The 16670-nt window shown below is 69.0% G+C and carries 15 protein-coding genes; 12 read left to right on the top strand and 3 right to left on the bottom strand.

Annotated elements, in window-relative coordinates; translation table 11 throughout:
* The first annotated feature begins 1 nt into the window (after position 1).
* Positions 2-475, top strand: coding sequence for an Lrp/AsnC family transcriptional regulator (locus A6B37_RS01690; protein WP_102772268.1), 474 nt, complete (start codon positions 2-4; stop codon positions 473-475).
* 9 nt (positions 476-484) lie between these two features.
* Here the strand turns inward: A6B37_RS01690 and A6B37_RS01685 are convergent, their stop codons facing one another.
* On the bottom strand, positions 485-1114 hold the full coding sequence (locus A6B37_RS01685; protein ID WP_111824730.1) for a methyltransferase domain-containing protein: 630 nt from the start codon (positions 1112-1114) through the stop codon (positions 485-487).
* A 234-nt stretch (positions 1115-1348) separates the two neighbouring features.
* Here A6B37_RS01685 and A6B37_RS01680 point away from each other — a divergent pair, with 234 nt between their 5' ends.
* The 6 genes from A6B37_RS01680 to A6B37_RS01655 are packed head-to-tail and all read left to right on the top strand — an operon-like array spanning position 1349 to position 8820.
* Positions 1349-3199 carry an ABC transporter ATP-binding protein gene (locus A6B37_RS01680; RefSeq protein WP_111824729.1) on the top strand — a complete coding sequence of 617 codons (1851 nt, stop codon included), beginning with the start codon at positions 1349-1351 and terminating at the stop codon, positions 3197-3199.
* A gap of 43 nt (positions 3200-3242) precedes the next feature.
* Entirely contained in the window at positions 3243-4751 is a 1509-nt protein-coding gene (locus A6B37_RS01675; RefSeq protein ID WP_111825519.1) for an ABC transporter substrate-binding protein, read from the top strand.
* A gap of 4 nt (positions 4752-4755) precedes the next feature.
* The gene (locus tag A6B37_RS01670) at positions 4756-5679 is read left to right on the top strand and encodes an ABC transporter permease (protein WP_111824728.1); all 924 of its coding nucleotides are present in this window, start codon (positions 4756-4758) and stop codon (positions 5677-5679) included.
* Entirely contained in the window at positions 5669-6556 is an 888-nt protein-coding gene (locus A6B37_RS01665) for an ABC transporter permease (protein ID WP_246842347.1), read from the top strand. Before A6B37_RS01670 ends, A6B37_RS01665 begins: the two co-directional genes overlap by 11 nt.
* A 29-nt stretch (positions 6557-6585) precedes the next feature.
* Positions 6586-8325 carry a peptidase M14 gene (locus A6B37_RS01660; protein ID WP_111824726.1) on the top strand — a complete coding sequence of 580 codons (1740 nt, stop codon included), beginning with the start codon at positions 6586-6588 and terminating at the stop codon, positions 8323-8325.
* 60 nt (positions 8326-8385) lie between these two features.
* On the top strand, positions 8386-8820 hold the full coding sequence (locus tag A6B37_RS01655) for an acetyltransferase (protein ID WP_102772274.1): 435 nt from the start codon (positions 8386-8388) through the stop codon (positions 8818-8820).
* Between the two features lie 95 nt (positions 8821-8915).
* Here A6B37_RS01655 and A6B37_RS01650 read toward each other — a convergent pair whose 3' ends face one another.
* Entirely contained in the window at positions 8916-9101 is a 186-nt protein-coding gene (locus tag A6B37_RS01650) for an oxidoreductase-like domain-containing protein (RefSeq protein ID WP_111824725.1), read from the bottom strand.
* A gap of 29 nt (positions 9102-9130) precedes the next feature.
* Positions 9131-10639, bottom strand: a complete 1509-nt coding sequence (locus tag A6B37_RS01645) for a lytic murein transglycosylase (protein ID WP_111824724.1) — start codon at positions 10637-10639, stop codon at positions 9131-9133.
* Positions 10640-10766: 127 nt separating this feature from the next.
* Between A6B37_RS01645 and A6B37_RS01640 the strand changes: the two genes are divergently transcribed.
* From A6B37_RS01640 to A6B37_RS01620, 5 genes are all read left to right on the top strand, one after another.
* Entirely contained in the window at positions 10767-11702 is a 936-nt protein-coding gene (locus tag A6B37_RS01640) for a LysR family transcriptional regulator (protein ID WP_111824723.1), read from the top strand.
* A 19-nt stretch (positions 11703-11721) separates the two neighbouring features.
* On the top strand, positions 11722-12672 hold the full coding sequence (locus A6B37_RS01635) for an adenosine deaminase (protein WP_111824722.1): 951 nt from the start codon (positions 11722-11724) through the stop codon (positions 12670-12672).
* Between the two features lie 132 nt (positions 12673-12804).
* Complete coding sequence (locus A6B37_RS01630; protein WP_111824721.1) at positions 12805-14073, top strand: carboxylesterase family protein; 1269 nt, start codon at positions 12805-12807, stop codon at positions 14071-14073.
* Between the two features lie 38 nt (positions 14074-14111).
* Positions 14112-15062, top strand: coding sequence for a tripartite tricarboxylate transporter substrate binding protein (locus tag A6B37_RS01625; RefSeq protein WP_102772279.1), 951 nt, complete (start codon positions 14112-14114; stop codon positions 15060-15062).
* 79 nt (positions 15063-15141) lie between these two features.
* Positions 15142-16635, top strand: coding sequence for an MFS transporter (locus A6B37_RS01620; protein ID WP_102772280.1), 1494 nt, complete (start codon positions 15142-15144; stop codon positions 16633-16635).
* Positions 16636-16670 lie beyond the last annotated feature (35 nt).

The following is a 16670-nucleotide window of genomic DNA, read 5'->3' as shown; positions in this document are numbered from 1 at the left end:
AATGGAAAAAATAGACAAACTTGATATCGGCATAATTTCGTGCCTGCTGAAAGACGGTTCGCTGTCGCAGCGCGAGCTTGCCGACCGGGTCGGCCTGTCGCAGAACGCCTGCTGGCGCAGGCTGCAGCGGCTGAACGCCTGCGGCATCATTCGCGGCACGCGGGCCGAGGTGAACCTGGTCGAACTCGGCCTGGACCTGACGGTGTTCGTGATGATCCGCACCAGCCATCACGCCAAGGATTGGGCCGACGGTTTCCGCCGCCACGTCGAACGCCTGCCCGAGGTCACCGAGTTCTACCGCATCGGCGGCGACTGGGACTATCTGATCAAGGTGGCCTGCCGCGGCATGGCCGGCTATGACCGCTTCTACCAGAAACTGATCACGGACTTCGAACTGTCCACCGTGACCGGTTTCTTCAGCATGGAAGCCATCATCGAGAACCGCCCGCCCGACCTGCGCCAACTGGAAGGCTGAAGCCGCGGCCTATGCCGGGACCAGCGGCCAGCGCTTGGTCAGGAACAGGAACACGTGACGGAACGGATCGTCCACGCGGTGCAGCGCGCCGCTGACTTCCGCGATGGGCGGGCGGAACGCGTCGAACAGGCGCAGCGCCGTGGGCAGCACCAGGTACGGCACGCGTTCGGTCAGGTCGTTGTAGCCCAGCACCAGCAGGCCGCCGGGCTTGAGCACCGCCTCGCAGTTTTCCAGCAGCTGTTCGAAATCCCGGATTTCATCTATGCCGAAACCCAGCAGCCCGTTGGCCACCACCACGTCGAACACGTTGCCGCCGTAATGCCCCGCCATGCGCGTGGCGCTGCCCGTCCAATGCCGGCCCGGCCGGCCGTACACCGCCTGGCGCGCCTCGATGTCGAGCGTGTAGAACTCGGTGTCCAGCAGCCGGCGGTAATGCCAGTTGTGCTTGTCCAGGCCCACGAACAGCGTCTTCAGCGGACCGCCGGCGTCCACGGCCATCGTGTTGATGTAGCCGAACACCGCCTGTTCCAGGAAGCGCCGGTTTTCGGCCTGCAGCCTGAAATCGATGTTCAGCCGTTCGGCCGCACGCGGAGACAGCTTGAACACCGCCCTCTTCAGCAAATAGCGCAGTTTGCGCATTCCGATTTCCTTTCCATGCCATTTCCAGGATAGAAAAGTTAGCGACGCGCACGGGCAGGGAATATGGGACCGGGCTGATTATTAAACCGGCCCGAATATATTCGCAGCCTTCCCCATCGCCGCACCGGCCGCGCCCGGAATCGTTTAAGACGGATTACGACTTTTGCCGGCTGTCGGAAGCCCGGAATAATCTCGGCAAAATGCAGCGCCCGATAAGCGCGAAGGAGGTGCGCCTTGGATAGCCATGCCGCAGCTTGCGCCGCGCTGCTGTCGGTGCGCGGCCTGTCGGTCGATTTCGATACCGCGGACGGCGTCGTGCATGCCGTCGAGAACCTGGACTTCGAACTGCATGGCGGCCGCACGCTGGCCATCGTGGGCGAGTCGGGCTCGGGCAAGTCGGTCACCTCGCTGGCCATCATGCGCCTCGTAGGCTACGCCGGCGGGCGCATCGCCGCCGGCCGCATCCTGTTCCGCGACGGCGCGGACCACGAACTCGACCTCGCCGCCGCCAGCGACGAGACCATGCGGGCCATCCGCGGCAACGACATCGCCATGATTTTCCAGGAGCCGATGACCTCCTTGAATCCGGTCTTCACCATCGGCGACCAGATCGCCGAGGCCATCGTGCTGCACCAGCGGCTGCCGCGCGCGGCGGCGCGCCAGGCCGCCCGCGGCCTGCTGGAAAAAGTGCGCCTGCCCGATCCGGCGCAGATGCTGGACCGCTATCCCCACCAGCTTTCCGGCGGCATGCGCCAGCGCGCCATGATCGCGATGGCGCTGTCGTGCCAGCCCCGGCTGCTGATCGCCGACGAACCGACCACGGCGCTGGACGTCACCATCCAGGCGCAGATCCTGAATCTGATCCGCGCGTTGCAGCGCGACCTGGGCACGGCCGTCATCTTCATCACGCACGACATGGGCGTGGTGGCCGAAATGGCCGACGACGTGGTGGTGATGCTGAGCGGGCGCAAGGTCGAGCAAGGCGCGGTGCGGGAAATCTTCCACGCGCCCAGGCACCCGTACACGCGGTCCCTGCTGGCGGCCGTGCCGCGCCTGGGCAGCCTGCGCGGCCGCGACCTGCCGCTGCGCAAAGCCCATGCGCATTTCGAAGGCGGCGTGCTGCGCCAGCATGGCCAGACGCGCGAGCAGGACACCGCCCGCTATGGCGAGCCGCTGCTGCAAGTGGAGCGGCTGACCACGCGCTTTGACGCAAGCCGCAATGTCTTCGGCCGGGTCACGCGGCGCGTGCATGCCGTGGAACAGGTCAGTTTCGACCTCTATCCCGGCGAGACGCTGGCGCTGGTGGGCGAATCGGGCAGCGGCAAGTCCACCATCGGCAAGACGCTGCAACAGCTGGTGGCGCCGACCTCGGGCGCCGTGCGCTATGACGGCCGGAACATTTTCTCCCTGGCAGGCGCCGAACGCCGGCGCCTGCGCCAGGAAATCCAGTACATCTTCCAGGACCCCTACGCCTCGCTCGACCCGCGCAAGACGGTGGCCTTCAGCATCGCCGAACCCATCCGTACGCACCGGCTGCTCGCGGGCGAAGACGCCATCGCCCGCCGCGTGGGCGCGCTGCTGGAACAGGTCGGGCTGGAGCCTCGCCACGCCGCGCGCTATCCGCACGAATTCTCGGGCGGCCAGCGCCAGCGGGTGTGCATCGCGCGCGCCCTGGCCAGCAATCCCCGGCTCATCATCGCCGACGAATCGGTGTCGGCGCTGGACGTGTCGATCCAGGCGCAGATCCTGAACCTGCTGATGGACCTGCAGCAAGACCGCGGCCTGTCCTATCTGTTCATCACGCACGACATGGCGGTGGTGGAACAGGTGAGCCATCGGGTGGCGGTGCTGTACCTGGGCCAGATCGTGGAACTCGGCACGCGCCGCCAGATCTTCGAGTCGCCGCAGCATGCCTACACCCGCAGGCTGCTGGCCGCGGTGCCGGTCGCCGCGCCGGGCCGGCGCCGCGACACCGCGTTGATCGAGGGCGAAATCCCCAGCCCGCTGCGCCGCGTCGGCGACGAGCCCGCCATCGTCCGCCTGGCCGAATTCGCGCCGGACCATCTCGTCGCCGAGGCCGCCTGAGCAGGCCCCGGCGCTCATGAATTTCGCCCCCCTGGAGGCAACCATGCGATTCCTACGCAAACCCTGCTTCGCCGCCGCGCTGGCCCTGGCGCTGGGCGGCGCGCAGGCCGCCGGCACGCTGAACGTCGCGATCAGCCTGGACCCGGGCAGCTGGGACCCCATCGACACCTTCCTGACGGCCTGGGGCTCGGTGGGCGGCAATCTGTATGACGGCCTGACGATGCGCGGCGCCGACCTGACGCTGCAGCCGGGCCTGGCCACCAGCTGGGAATTCCTGGACGACAACCAGCGTCTGCGCTTCAAGCTGCGCACCGGCGTCAAGTTCCATAACGGCGAACCCTTCGACGCCGAGGCCGTGAAGTTCAGCTTCGAACGCCTGCTGGGCGCCGAGGGCCTGAAAGGCCCGCAGAAATCCAACTACGACTCGATCGGCGAGGTCCGGGTCGTGGACGAGCACACCGTCGACTTCGTGCTGAAGCGGCCGGACCCCATCCTGCTGACCAAGCTGGCCGGCTATGGCGCCATGATCGTGCCGCCGCGCTACATCAAGGAAAAAGGCGAAGCGCACTTCAACGCCAACCCGGTGGGCACCGGCCCGTTCAAGTTCGCCGGCTACCGGCCCAAGGTCAGCGTCACGCTCGCGCGCAACGATGACTACTGGGGCGGCAAGCCCAGGCTGGACCAGGTGATCTACCGGTTCATCGGCGAACCCGGCACCCAGGTGGCCGAACTGCAGGCCGGGCGCATCGACATCGCCACGCTCATTCCGCTGGGCCTGATCGACACCGTCAAGGGATCGAGCAAGGCCGACGTCATCTCCACGCCCGGCCCGGTGGTGCACGCGCTGCGCTTCAACACCAGAAACGGCATCACCCGCGACCGCGACGTGCGCCGCGCGCTGACCATGGCCGTGGACCGCGACGCCATCGTCAAGCTGCTGTTGCTGGGCCAGGCCCGGACCATCGCCAGTTTCCAGGGGCCCTTGTCGTTCGGCTACAACCCCGAGCAAAAGCCCCTGCCCTTCGATCCCGAGGGCGCCAGGAAGCTGCTGGCCGCGGCGGGCGTGAAGCCGGGCGCCGCCGTGCGGATCGACGTGCGCGGCAACACCTCGAACTTCCGCGAAGTGGCGCAGGCCGTCGCCGGCTACCTGCAAGCGGTGGGCGTGCGCGCCACGATCAAGCCGCACGAAGCCAGCGCGCTGCTCAACGACATCATTCCCAACGGCAAGGCCGGCGAAATGTGGCAAAGCCAGTGGGGCGGCTGGACCTACGACTACGACAACACCGCCTACCTGATGTATCACTCGGGCCAGAAATGGAACCCGTTCGACGACGATCCCAAGCTCAACGCCATGCTGGAGGCGCAACGCACCGTCTATGACCGCAAGCGCCGCGAAGCCATGCTGCAGGAGATCGCCGGCTACGTCGCCGACCAGGCGCTGGACCTGCCGCTGTACAGCCTGAACACCATCGTGGGCGTGAACAAGCGGGTCAGGAACCTGGAGCTGCCCGGCGACATCCGCTTCCGCTTCCTGGAAACCGCCGTGGACTGATCCCATGACCGGATTCATTTTCCAGCGGGTGTTGCAGGCGGTGTTCGTCATCATCGCGGTGACGCTGCTGGTCTCGTACGCGCTGCGGATGACCGGCGATCCGGCGCTGATGCTGAGCGAAGGCGCGGGCGGCGTCACCGAAGAGGACCTGGCCAACATCCGCCAGGCGCTGGGCCTGAACCGCCCGTTCCACGAGCAATACCTGTCCTACATGCAAGGGCTGCTGCGCGGCGACTTCGGGCGCAGCTTCCTGGGCGGTACGCCGGTGGCCAGGCTGATCGGCGAGGCGCTGCCGGCCACGCTGATGCTGGCCTGCGCCTCGCTCGCCGCATCCATCCTGATCTCGCTGCCGCTGGGCATCCAGGCCGCGGTCAGGCGCGGGCGGGCCGCCGACCAGGCCATCCGCATCCTGTCGCTGGTGGGCTTGTCCTTTCCCAATTTCTGGCTGGCGCTGATGCTGGTGCTGCTGCTTTCCATCACGTTTCCGCTGTTGCCGCCGTCCGGCTGGAGCGGCCCGGCCAGCCTGGTAATGCCCGCCCTGACCATGGCCATCATCCTCAGCGCCACCAATATCCGGCTGGTGCGCACCACCATGCTGGACACGCTGTCGGCCCAATACATCATGGTGGCGCGCAGCAAGGGGCTGAAGGAACGCGTGGTGCTGTACAAGCACGCGCTGCGCAACTGCGCGATTCCGCTCATCACCTATCTGGGCCTGCAGTTCGGCGGGCTGATCGGCGGCATCGTGGTCATCGAAATGGTCTTCAACTGGCCCGGCATGGGCACCCTGGCCTTCGACGCCGTCGCCGGCCGTGACTATCCGGTGCTGCAGGGCGCGGTCACGGTGCTGGCCGCGCTCATCGTGCTGGTCAACCTGGCCGTCGACATCGCCTACGGGCTGGTCGACCCTCGCATCCGTGCGCGCTGATCCCGCGCGTCCGTCCCGCATGCAGACCCTGTCCACTCCCGCCGCCGCCGAGGGCGCCAGGCCGCGCCTGCGCCTTTCGCTGGAGCTGGCGCTGGGCGCGCTGCTGACCGGCGGGATGGCGGCGCTGGTGCTGGCCTCGGGCTGGCTGTTCCCGGACGGCGGCGCGGCCATGGACCTGACGGCCCGCCTGACCGCGCCGGCCGTCACCGCCGCGCATCCGCTGGGCACCGACCCGCTGGGCCGCGACGTGCTGGCGCGCGTCATCGTCGGCGGTAGAATCTCGCTGCTGGTGGGGTTCGCATCGGTGCTCGGCGGCGCGCTGCTGGGCAGCGTCATGGGCCTGGTCGCGGGCTTCTACCGCGGATTCTGGGACGTGATCGTGATGCGTTGCGCCGACGTGCAGCTGGCGCTGCCGTTCATCCTGGTGGCCATCACGTTCATCGCGATCCTGGGCGGCGGCCTGTCCAACGTCATCGTCTTCATGATCGCGTCGCAATGGGTGCAGTACGCGCGCGTGGTGCGGGCGCAGGTGCTGACGCTGCGGGAGCGGGAGTTCGTGCAGGCCGCGCGCGCCTTCGGCGTGCGCGACCCGGCCATGATGCGGCATCACATCGTGCCCAACGTGCTGGGTCCGCTGGTCATCCTGATGACGCTGAACGTGGCCAACAATATCCTGCTCGAAAGCAGCCTGACGTTTCTCGGGCTGGGAGTGGACCCCATGATTCCCAGCTGGGGCGGTATGCTTGCCGACGGCCGGACCTACATGCAGACGGCCTGGTGGGTCAGCGTGTTTCCCGGACTGGCCATCATGCTGACGGTGCTGGGCCTGAACCTGCTGGGCGACTGGCTGCGCGACCGCCTCGACCCGAAAGGGTGAACCGTCACAGGTTTTAAGGATTTTGAAAGATGCCTTTGCTGGAAAAAACATTCGACCGCACGCTGGACGCCTGGACCCACGCCTACATGGCGCCGGCCTGGCGCGGCGCGACGGTGGAAGGCTGGCTGTTCGAAGGGCCGCAGGCGCGGCTCGCGGCCCAGGCCCGCCTGGCGCAGGCCGGGGTCGCCGCCCGCTTTCGCAGCGCCTACAAGCCGCTGCTGCATTTTTTCCTGGAAGAGGTCGAACGCGCCGGGCTGGTTTCGGCCCGCGTGCGCTATCCCGTGCACGAACACGCGCACGCCAGGCGCTTCGCGCTGGAGGCCTATCCGCTGGTCGGCCTGCTCGACGGGGTGCGCGTCACGCTGGAAGCGGGCGCGGATGACCTGCACTACGACGTGGCGCTGGGCTATGCCGACGGCAGCGTGATCGAACAGCGCGTCTACGCGCCGAACCAGCTCGGGCACGCCCCCGACGGCACGCCCGAACTGTCGCCCACGGGCTGGCTGCGGGTGCGCGACGCCGAAGGCGCGCTGCATACCGACGCCGCGCATCTCACCGAATACCAGCAGGTGTTCCGCAGCATCGTGGATACGGTCCGCGCCCGTTCCTGGGGCGCGCACGAACCCTTTTTCGAACGCCTGGAGATCCGCGTGGACCTGCCCGGCATCGAGTACGCGCTGCCGGTGGACGAAGAAATCGTCAGCACTTTCGAGGCGCTGCACGAAGACCTGTATTTTTCGCTGCTGGAATTCTTCCAGCGGCACTCCGGGCGCCCGGCCGGCGACCGCGGCCTGCAGCCCGGCCAGATCGTTCCCGACATCCGCCGCAACGACGGCGCGGCGCGCGTGCGCATGACGCTGGAACCTTTCGCCGCGCTCGCGCCGCTGGTTCCCGCCGCCCCCGCCATGCCGCTGGCGCAGATGCGCGAGCCGCTGTCGGCCGCGCAGATCGCCGGCTGCATGGCCGACCTGGGCGGCGACGCCTTCCAGGCTGTCTCGCGCGAAGGCCGCCCGGTGCTGGGAACCTATCTGCGCGGCCCGGGGCCGGCCGTCTTCATTTCGGGCGCGCAGCACGCCAACGAGACCTCGGGCGTCGTCGGCGCCCTGCGCGCCGCGCAGGCGCTGGCGGCCGCCGGCGACCCGCATTTCGCGCTGATCGCCGCCGAAAATCCCGATGGCTATGCGCTTTTCAACCGCCTGCGCGAACGGCATCCGCGCCACATGCTGCACGCCTCGCGCTACAGCGCGCTGGGCGACGACATCGCGCACCGCGAGAACGCTCCGTTCTTCGAGCGCGAGGGCCGGCACCTGGCGCTGGCCATCAGCGGCGCGCAGCTGCACATCAACCTGCACGGCTATCCGGCCCACGAATGGACCCGTCCGCTATCGGGCTACCTGCCGCGCCATTTCGAGCGCTGGACCATACCCAAGGGATTTTTCCTGGTCATGCGCCACCATCCGGGCTGGGGCGACCGCGCCCGCCGCCTGGTGGCGGGCGTGACGGCGCGGCTCGCCCGCGACGTGGCCGGCCTGGTCGAGTTCAATGCCCGGCAGCTTGAACGTTTTCAGGCGCACGCGGTCGAAACCGGTTTCGACCTGCATCACGGCATCCCCGTGCAGATCGAGGAAAGCGACCGCGAAGCGGTCCCGTTGACCTTGATTTCGGAGTTTCCGGATGAAACCGTCTATGGCGAGCGCTATGTTTTCGCGCATACTGTACAAATGGAAACCGTCCTGGCGGCCACCGGCCTTTACCGCGTAGGACTTTAGCGGCTACGCGCCGCTCGCGGCCAAAGACCGCAACGGCACCCGACTCTCAATCAATAAGAAATGAATATCCGAGAACGCAATCACGGCGACGATCTGGCCCTGGTGGACATCTGGCTTCGTTCGGTGCGCGCCACGCATACGTTCCTGACGGAAAAAGAAATCCAGGCCATGTACCCGCAGGTGCTCAACACCTACCTGCCGTCCGTGCGGGTATGGGTTTGCGAGGACGACACCGGCGAGGTCGCAGGCTTCATGGGCCTGAACGGCAACAAGGTCGAAATGCTGTTCGTCGACGCCAACAAGCGCGGCAAGGGCGCCGGCCGCCGGCTGCTGAATTTCGCGCGTTCGCTGCACGGCACCCTGCTGGTGGACGTGAACGAACAGAACCCGCAGGCCCACGGCTTCTACAAGCACTACGGGTTCGAAGACGTCGGCCGTTCAGACCATGACGACTCGGGCCGGCCGTTTCCCATCATCCATATGAAACTGGCGTAGGATGGGTGCAGCGCGAGATTCCTTGAACAAGCACTCAATCATCGAACGCGCGAAACCCATCAGGCGGCGAAAGCCGCCGCATCCACCCGCCCCCCTCACCCCGCCGATTTTTCCTCATGCCTGGCGCGCCAGGCCTTGAGCGCTTCGCGGTAGTTGTCCATGGCTTCGTTGTAGACGTCATAGACACAGGGTATGCAGCCGCTGTTGCAGCATTCTTCGGGCGCGGGCGGCTCGGGCGGCACGGGCGGCGGATCGTCGTCGAGAACAGGTTTGGTGCTCATACAGAGATGTTAACGCCGCCGCCCGGACCTTACTGAGGACGCGTGCGGATCGCGACGGGCGGCCAGGTTTCCTTGATCGCGTCGTAAATGCGCTTGCCGACCCGGCCGTCCTGCGGCAGGTTGCGCCGGGCCTGTTCCTCGCGCACGGCGTCGCGCGTCTTGGCGCCCGGAATACCGTCGGCCACGCCCACTTCGTAGCCCAGGCCGTACAGCATTTCCTGCAGCTCCTTGATCTGCGCGCGCGACAGGCCCGGATCGTCGGTCGGCCAGGCCGCGGCCAGGGCCGGGCCGCCTTGCAGGCGGTTGAGCAGCAGCGACACCGCCAGGCCGTAGCGGCGCGACTGGTTGTAGTGCAGGATGGCGTCGAAATTCACGGTGGCCAGGAACACCGGGCCACGGGCGCCGGTGGGCGCGAACAGATAGGCCTGCTGATCGTTGCCGGCGGCCAGCTTGAGCGCCGAGCCGTCGCCCTGCTTCACGCCGGCCTGCGCCCACTGCGCGATGCTGCGGCGGTCCTGCGACCCCACGTACTCGGCGTCGGGCTCGGGCGCAATGGCGGCCGCGACCTCGGCGGGCACGCGCACCTCGACCACGGCCGGCAGGCCGTGCGTCCATTTGGCGCGGCGCTTGCGCAAATGGTTGGCGGTGGAGGCCAGCGCGTCGGGCAGCGAGTTGTACAGATCGATCTTGCCGTCGCCGTCGCCGTCGGCGGCCAGTTCGTAGAACGAGGTCGGGATGAACTGCGTCATGCCGAAAGCACCGCTCCAGGAGCCGACGAAGCTGTCGGGCTGCACGGTGCCGTCGCGCAGCAGCCGCACCGAGGCGTAGGCGTTCTTCTCCCACAGCGATTTGTTCTCGGTGCAGGCGCGCGTCAGCCAGGCGTTAAGCACGTCGGTCTTGCCGACCTGGCGGCCGTAGTTGGTCTCGATGCCGAAGATGGCGACCAGCGTGGCCGGGTCCACCTGGTACTGCTGGCCGATGGCGGCCAGCTGCGCGCCGTACTTGGACAGCACCGCCTGGCCGTCCTTGACGCGCTCGTCGTCCACCGTCTTGGCGATGTAGTCCCACCAGGCTTCGCGGCCTTCGGGCTGGCCCTTGGCCGAGGCCACGGTGGTGGGCAGCAGCTTGGCGTTGGCGGTGTACTTGTCCCAGTCCGCCACGGTCAGCCCGTTGGCGGCGGCCCCCTTGCGCAGTTTGGCGATGCAGGCCTTGGTGTCCAGTTCGGTCGGAACGATGACCTGCGGCGCGGCGGGCGCGGCTGCGGCGGGGTCCGCCACGGCGGTGGCGGGCGCGGCGGCGGCCGGCGCGGTTGCGGCCGGCGCGGCTGCGGGCGCGGCCGGCGCGGGCGCGTCGTCGAAGCTGCGCTTGGGCGTCAGCGCGGGCAGCGGCTGGGCCGGCGCCGCCGGCTGCGCGCGCGAGCCGGTGGCCGAGGACGGCGACTGGGCGTGCGCGGCGCCGGCGGCCGCGGCCGCGAACGCCGCGGCGCTCAGCACACGGGCAAAGGTATCGATCCGAAAGCGAATGGAACGCTGGCGCATGGCAATCCTGAAAATTCGAAGTCAGCCCGGATCGTACCGCGATCCGGGCCTGTCCATCGAACGCCGGGCGCGTTGCCAAGCCTGCTGCGACGGAGAATAATCGCCCCATCGCCACCCTGTCCGCGCCATGACACCCTTCCGAGGCAAGCTACGCATCCGGCACCTGGAAATCGTGCTGACCGTCGCCGAATTGGGCAACCTGTCCAAGGCGGCCGCGCAATTGCACAGCACGCAATCGGCCCTGTCGCGCGCCATCGCCGAGATCGAGGAACTGGTGGGCGCGCGGCTGTTCGAGCGCACGGCCAAGGGCACCACCTGCACCGCGCTGGGCGTGGCCATGTGCCGCCACGCCCGCCAGCTGCTCACCGGCCTGCGCAAGGCCGAGACCGACCTCGCCGCCGTGTCGCGCGGCGACGAGGGCAGCCTGACCGTCGGCTGCTTTTCGATGTTCGCCAGCTGGCCCATGGCCGAAGCGGCGCGGGCGTTTCGCGTGGCCTGTCCGCGCATCACGCTCAGCATAGAAATCGGCACGCACGAGCGGCTGATCGAAGACCTGGACGCCGGCGCCATCGACGTGCTGATCAGCCGTTTCTCGTCGGCGGTCAATCCGCAGATCTACCGCTCCATCAACCTGCTCAACGACCCCATCGTGCTGGCCTGCGCCGCCGACCATCCGCTGGCCGGCGCGCCCGAGGCCACGCTGGCCGACTGCGTGGCCTATCCCTGGATCGCCGCCCTGCCCGGCAGCCGCATCCGCGGCGAACTGGAACTTTCGCTGCGCCAGGCCGGGCTGCCGATACCGGATATGATCGGCGTCCTGTCGCTGGAATTCGGCCGCGAGATGCTGCTGGAAGGCCAATATCTGTGGATGCTGCCCGGCAGCGTGGCGGCCGTGCGCCAGGCGCGCGGCGAACTGGTGGTGCTGCCGGCCCGCCCGGCGCTGCGCAAGTCGCCGCTGGCCGCCATCTGGCGCCGCGACCGGCCCAGCACGCGGCAGGCGCGCGCGTTCGCCGCGCAGCTCGAACTCGCCATCGCCGCCGACGGCATCGCGCTGGCGGCCTGAACCTCTGGACCCGGACATCATGCACGAATGGCTCAACGCACTGCCCAAGGCGGAACTGCACCTGCACCTGGAAGGCTCGCTCGAACCCGAGCTGCTGTTCCTTCTGGCCGCGCGCAACGGCGTGGCCCTGCCCTGGCCCGACGTCGAATCCCTGCGCGGCGCATACGACTACGGCAATCTCCAGGAATTCCTGGACCTCTATTACCTGGGCGCGGACGTGCTGCGCACCGCGCAGGACTTCTATGACCTGACCTGGGCCTATCTGCTGAAGTGCCGCGAGCAGAACGTGGTCCACACCGAACCCTTCTTCGATCCCCAGACCCACACCGACCGCGGCGTGCCGCTGGAAGCGGTGCTGGAAGGCATCGGGCAGGCGCTCGAAGACGGCCGCAGGCAGCTCGGCGTCAGCAGCGGGCTGATCCTGAGCTTTCTGCGCCACCTGCCCGAAGCGCAGGCCATGCAGACGCTGGAAGCCGCGCTGCCTTACCGCGACGCCTTCATCGCCGTGGGCCTGGACAGCAGCGAAAAAGGATTCCCGCCGCGCCTGTTCCAGCGCGTGTTCGACCGCGCGCGCGCCGAAGGCCTGCCCGCCGTGGCCCATGCCGGCGAGGAAGGCCCGCCCGAATACATCTGGGAGGCGCTGGACCTGCTCAAGGTGCGGCGCATCGACCACGGCGTGCGCGCCGCCGAAGACCCCAGGCTGATCGCCCGCCTGATCGACGAGCAGATCCCGCTGACCGTCTGCCCGCTGTCGAACATCCGCCTGCGCGTGTTCGAGCACATGCGCCATCACAACATCCTGTCGCTGCTGGACGCGGGCGTGAAGGTGACGGTGAATTCCGACGATCCCGCCTACTTCGGCGGCTACGTGAACGAGAACTTCCACGCCCTGTACGAACACCTGGGCATGACCCGCGGGCAGGCCCAGGCGCTGGCCGACAACAGCCTGGACGCGCGCATCGCCGGGTAGGCGCAGCCGGCCATTCCCGTTTCGCATGGCTTCTTTCAAAACCGGAATGTCCGGTCCGGCCCTTTCCTCCCTACCATAGTCCGGCGGCCCCGGCATCCGCCGCGGCCGATCGACGGACCAAGGAGGCAGGATATGAGTCAAACCGTTCAGGCGGCCCTGCAGGTGGGCACGCTGACCGGCGTACGCGCGGGCGGCGTTTGCCGCTATGGCGCCATTCCTTATGCGCAGGCCCCGGTGGGTCCGCTGCGCTTCGCGCCGCCGCAGCCGCCGGCGTGGCGCGGCGATCTGGACGCCACCGGACGCGGCGCGGTCGCGCCGCAGCTGCCCTCGCGCCTGCGCGAGGCCATGGGCGACTTCGACGCCCCCCAATCGGAAGACTGCCTGCACCTCACCGTGTGGACCCCCGCGGCCGACGGCAAGCGGCGTCCCGTGGTGGTGTGGCTGCACGGCGGCGCCTGGCAAAGCGGCGGCGGCGCGCTCGACTGGTACGACGGGTCGCTGCTGGCGCAGCGCGGCGACGTGGTCGTGGTGGCGGTCAATTACCGGCTGGCCGCGCTGGGTTGGCTGTACGTGCCGGGCCAGACCGCCAACGTGGGCCTGCTGGACCAGGAAGCCGCCATTGACTGGGTGCTGGAGAATATCGAGGCCCTGGGCGGCGACCCGCAGCGGCTCACGCTCATGGGGCAGTCGGCCGGCGCTTCCTCGATCTGCGCCATGCTGGCGCGCAAGCCTCGCTTCTCGCGCGCCATCCTGCAAAGCGCCGCGCTGGGCCGCGGTTTTCGCAGCGCGCAGCAGGCCGAGGTCCTGGGCCAGGCGTTTCTGCGCGCCGCCGGCGCCGACTCCCTGGAAGCGGCGCGCGCGCTGCCGGTGGCCGCGCTGCTGGCCGCGCAGCAGGCGCCCGAAGTGATGGCGGCCCTGCGCGCCGAAGACAGCAGCCGCAGCCTGTTCGGCCCGGTAGTCGACGGCGATACGCTGCCGCTGGAGATCGCGCCGGCGCTGCGGCGCGCCGCCGCCCGCGCCGACGTGCTGGTCAGCTACACGCGCGACGAAATGGCCGCCTTCCCCGGACACGCAACGGATGCGGCCGGCCAGAAACTGGGCGACGCGCTGTTCGGCGCGCCCTCGCGCCTATGGGCGCAGGACGCCGTCGCCCAGGGCCGCCAGGCCTGGCTGGCCCGCTTCGACGTGGCGCCCACGGCGCGCTTCGGCGCCTGCCACTGCATCGAACTGCCTTTCGTGTTCGACACCCGGCAGGCTTTCGCCGCCGCGCCCATGCTGGCCGGCCTGCCGCCGGCGCAGGCCGAGTCGCTGGCGCGCCGCACGCAGGCGGCCTGGATCGCCTTCATCCGCGGCGAAGCGCCCGACTGGCCGGCGGCCCCGCATCTGCAGGCGCTGGCCTGAGCCGCACGCAATCCACATCAATCAAACAAGGGGAATCCATGTTCAAGCAAACCATGCTGGCGCTGGCGCTCGCGCTGCCCGTGGCCGCCTCGGCCGCCTATCCGGACAAGCCGGTGAAGATCTTCGTGTCCAACCCGCCGGGCGGGCCGGTGGACGTCATGCTGCGCGTGCTGGCCGGCAAGCTGGGCGCCGCCTGGGGACAGCCCGTGGTGGTGGAAAACCGGCCGGGCGCCTCCGGCATCATCAGCACCAATGCGCTGGCCAAGTCCGCGCCCGACGGCTATACGCTGGGCATGGTGGTGGCCTCGTCGGTCACCATCGTGCCGTTCGCGGTCGACAGCCTGCCTTTCGATCCGCAGAAAGACCTGCAGCCGATCTCGCTGGTGGCGCGCACGCCGTTCATCTTCGTCGTGCCCACGGACAGCCCGCTCAAGACCTGGGAGGATTTCGTGCGCGCCAGCAAGGCCCGCAGCCTGAGCCTGGGCTCGTCTTCCATCGGCACGGCGTTCCACCTGGTCTGGGAGCAGACCGCGCGCCGCGCCGGCATCAAGGCCCTGTACGTGCCCTCTTCCTCGTTCGGCAAGACCCAGAACGACCTGATCGGCGGGCAGCTCGACGTGGCCCTGGACGCGCCTTCCAGCGCCAAGGGCCTGATCGACGGCGGCCGCCTGCGCGCGCTGGCCATCACCAGTCCGCAGCGCTTCGCCGGCCTGCCTGGCACGCCGACGCTGGAGGAGTCGGGCATGAAGGGCTACGCGCCGCAGCCGTGGATCGGCCTGATGGCGCCGGCCGGCACGCCCGCCGACCGCGTGGCGCTGATCCAGCGGGCGGTGTCCGGCGTCCTGCAGGAACCCGAGATGAAGGCGCAGATGGAAACGCTGGGCATGATCCCCATCGGCAGCACGCCGCAGGCGCTGGCCGCCACCATAGATTCGGACCGGGCCGAGATGGAGCCGCTCATCAAGGAGCTGGGCATCAAGCTGCAATAACCCGCGGCCGGGCGCGGGCATCACGGAGCGGGACGCGGGTGAAATATAGAATGACCCGACTCCCACTCCCGCTTCCTCCATGCATCCCGCACGCCGCCGCGCGCTCGTCCTGGCCGTCAACCTGGGCAGCTTCATCACCATCCTCGACATCAGCATCGTCAACGTGGCGCTGCCCACCATGCAGGCCGCGCTGCGCATCGACATGGCCGGCCTGCAATGGGTGGTGGACGCCTACGCCCTGTTCCTGTCCGCCTTCATGCTGTCGGCCGGGCCGCTGGGCGACCGCTACGGCCGCAAGCGTTCGTGGCTGGCGGGCGTGCTGCTGTTCACGGCCGGCTCGGCGCTTTGCGGCATGGCGCAGAACCTCACGGCGCTGCTGATCGGCCGCGCCGTGCAGGGCGTGGCCGGGGCGCTTCTGATCCCGGGCGCGCTGTCGCTGCTGACGCAGGCGTTCCCCGACCCCAGGGAACGCGCGCAGGCCATCGGCGTCTGGGCCTCGTGCAACGCGGTGTCGCTCATCGTCGGCCCCATGCTGGGCGGCGTGCTGGTGGCGCACTTCGACTGGCAAAGCATCTTCCTCATCAATCTGCCGGTGGGCGCGCTGGCCGTCGCGCTGGGCGCCTGGAGCATCGCCGAAAGCGCCCATCCCGAACATGCCGCCTTCGATCCCGCCGGCCAGGCGCTGAGCGTGCTGTGGCTGGGCGCGCTGACCTACGGCCTGATCGCCGCCGGCGAACACGGCTGGGCCGCGCCGCAGGCCGCGGGCGCGCTGGCGCTGGCCGCAGCCGGGCTGCTGGCCTTTCTGTGGGTCGAGCACCGCGTCGCCCGGCCCATCCTGCCGCTGGGGCTGTTTCGCGACCCCGCCTTCGCCATCACCAATGTCGCGTCCTTCGTGCTGGGTTTCTCGGCCTACAGCAGCCTGTTCTTCTTCTCGCTGTATCTGCAGCACGTGCAGGGCCTGTCGCCGCTGGCGGCCGGCTGGCAGCTGGCGCCGCAGTTCGCCGCGGCGGGGCTGGTCTCCATCGTGTTCGGCCGGCTCAACCAGCGCTTCGGCCTGCCGCGGCTGATGGTCGCCGGCTACGTGTTCATCGGCGCGGCCATGCTGGGCATGACGCTGCTGCAGGCGGGCACGCCCTACGCCGTCACCGGGTCGCTGCTGGTGCTGCTGGGGCTGGGCACTGGGCTGGCCGTGCCCTCGACCAGCATGGCGGTGATGGCCAGCGTGCCGCGCGAACGTTCCGGCATGGCCTCGGCCACCATGAACGCGCTGCGCCAGACCGGCATGACCATAGGCATCGCGCTGCTGGGCGCGCTCATGAGCGCGCGCGCGATCGACGCGCTGGCGGCCGCGCTGGCGCGCCGCGGCGTGCCCGGGGCAGAGATCGCCGCGCACGCCGCCGTCACGCGCCACGTCATGCCGGCGCAGCCCGCGGATGCGGCCGCCCTGTTCGGCGACGCGCTGACCGGCGGCTTCCACGCCGCCATGTCCGCCGCCGGCGGCGCCGCGCTGCTGGCGGCGCTGTTGCTCGCGCTTCTGGCGCGCGGTTCGCGCCGCCTGCTGCGCGCCGCCTGAAGCCGGGTTCCGGTGCCCGAAATTCCACTCGCCGG

This window comes from Achromobacter sp. HZ01, assembly GCF_003267925.1.
Classification (GTDB): Bacteria; Pseudomonadota; Gammaproteobacteria; order Burkholderiales; family Burkholderiaceae_B; genus Achromobacter; species Achromobacter pulmonis_A.
This window is presented reverse-complemented; position numbering and strand designations above follow the sequence as displayed.

Bases quoted from the DNA above. Each gene is read 5' to 3' on its own strand.
- A6B37_RS01690 (WP_102772268.1), top strand. From the start codon at position 2: ATGGAAAAAATAGACAAACTTGATATCGGCATAATTTCGTGCCTGCTG.
- A6B37_RS01635 (WP_111824722.1), top strand. From the start codon at position 11,722: ATGCACGAATGGCTCAACGCACTGCCCAAGGCGGAACTGCACCTGCAC.
- A6B37_RS01620 (WP_102772280.1), top strand. From the start codon at position 15,142: ATGCATCCCGCACGCCGCCGCGCGCTCGTCCTGGCCGTCAACCTGGGC.
- A6B37_RS01675 (WP_111825519.1), top strand. From the start codon at position 3,243: ATGCGATTCCTACGCAAACCCTGCTTCGCCGCCGCGCTGGCCCTGGCG.
- A6B37_RS01650 (WP_111824725.1), bottom strand. From the start codon at position 9,101: ATGAGCACCAAACCTGTTCTCGACGACGATCCGCCGCCCGTGCCGCCC.
- A6B37_RS01625 (WP_102772279.1), top strand. From the start codon at position 14,112: ATGTTCAAGCAAACCATGCTGGCGCTGGCGCTCGCGCTGCCCGTGGCC.
- A6B37_RS01655 (WP_102772274.1), top strand. From the start codon at position 8,386: ATGAATATCCGAGAACGCAATCACGGCGACGATCTGGCCCTGGTGGAC.
- A6B37_RS01670 (WP_111824728.1), top strand. From the start codon at position 4,756: ATGACCGGATTCATTTTCCAGCGGGTGTTGCAGGCGGTGTTCGTCATC.
- A6B37_RS01645 (WP_111824724.1), bottom strand. From the start codon at position 10,639: ATGCGCCAGCGTTCCATTCGCTTTCGGATCGATACCTTTGCCCGTGTG.
- A6B37_RS01630 (WP_111824721.1), top strand. From the start codon at position 12,805: ATGAGTCAAACCGTTCAGGCGGCCCTGCAGGTGGGCACGCTGACCGGC.
- A6B37_RS01640 (WP_111824723.1), top strand. From the start codon at position 10,767: ATGACACCCTTCCGAGGCAAGCTACGCATCCGGCACCTGGAAATCGTG.
- A6B37_RS01685 (WP_111824730.1), bottom strand. From the start codon at position 1,114: ATGCGCAAACTGCGCTATTTGCTGAAGAGGGCGGTGTTCAAGCTGTCT.
- A6B37_RS01660 (WP_111824726.1), top strand. From the start codon at position 6,586: ATGCCTTTGCTGGAAAAAACATTCGACCGCACGCTGGACGCCTGGACC.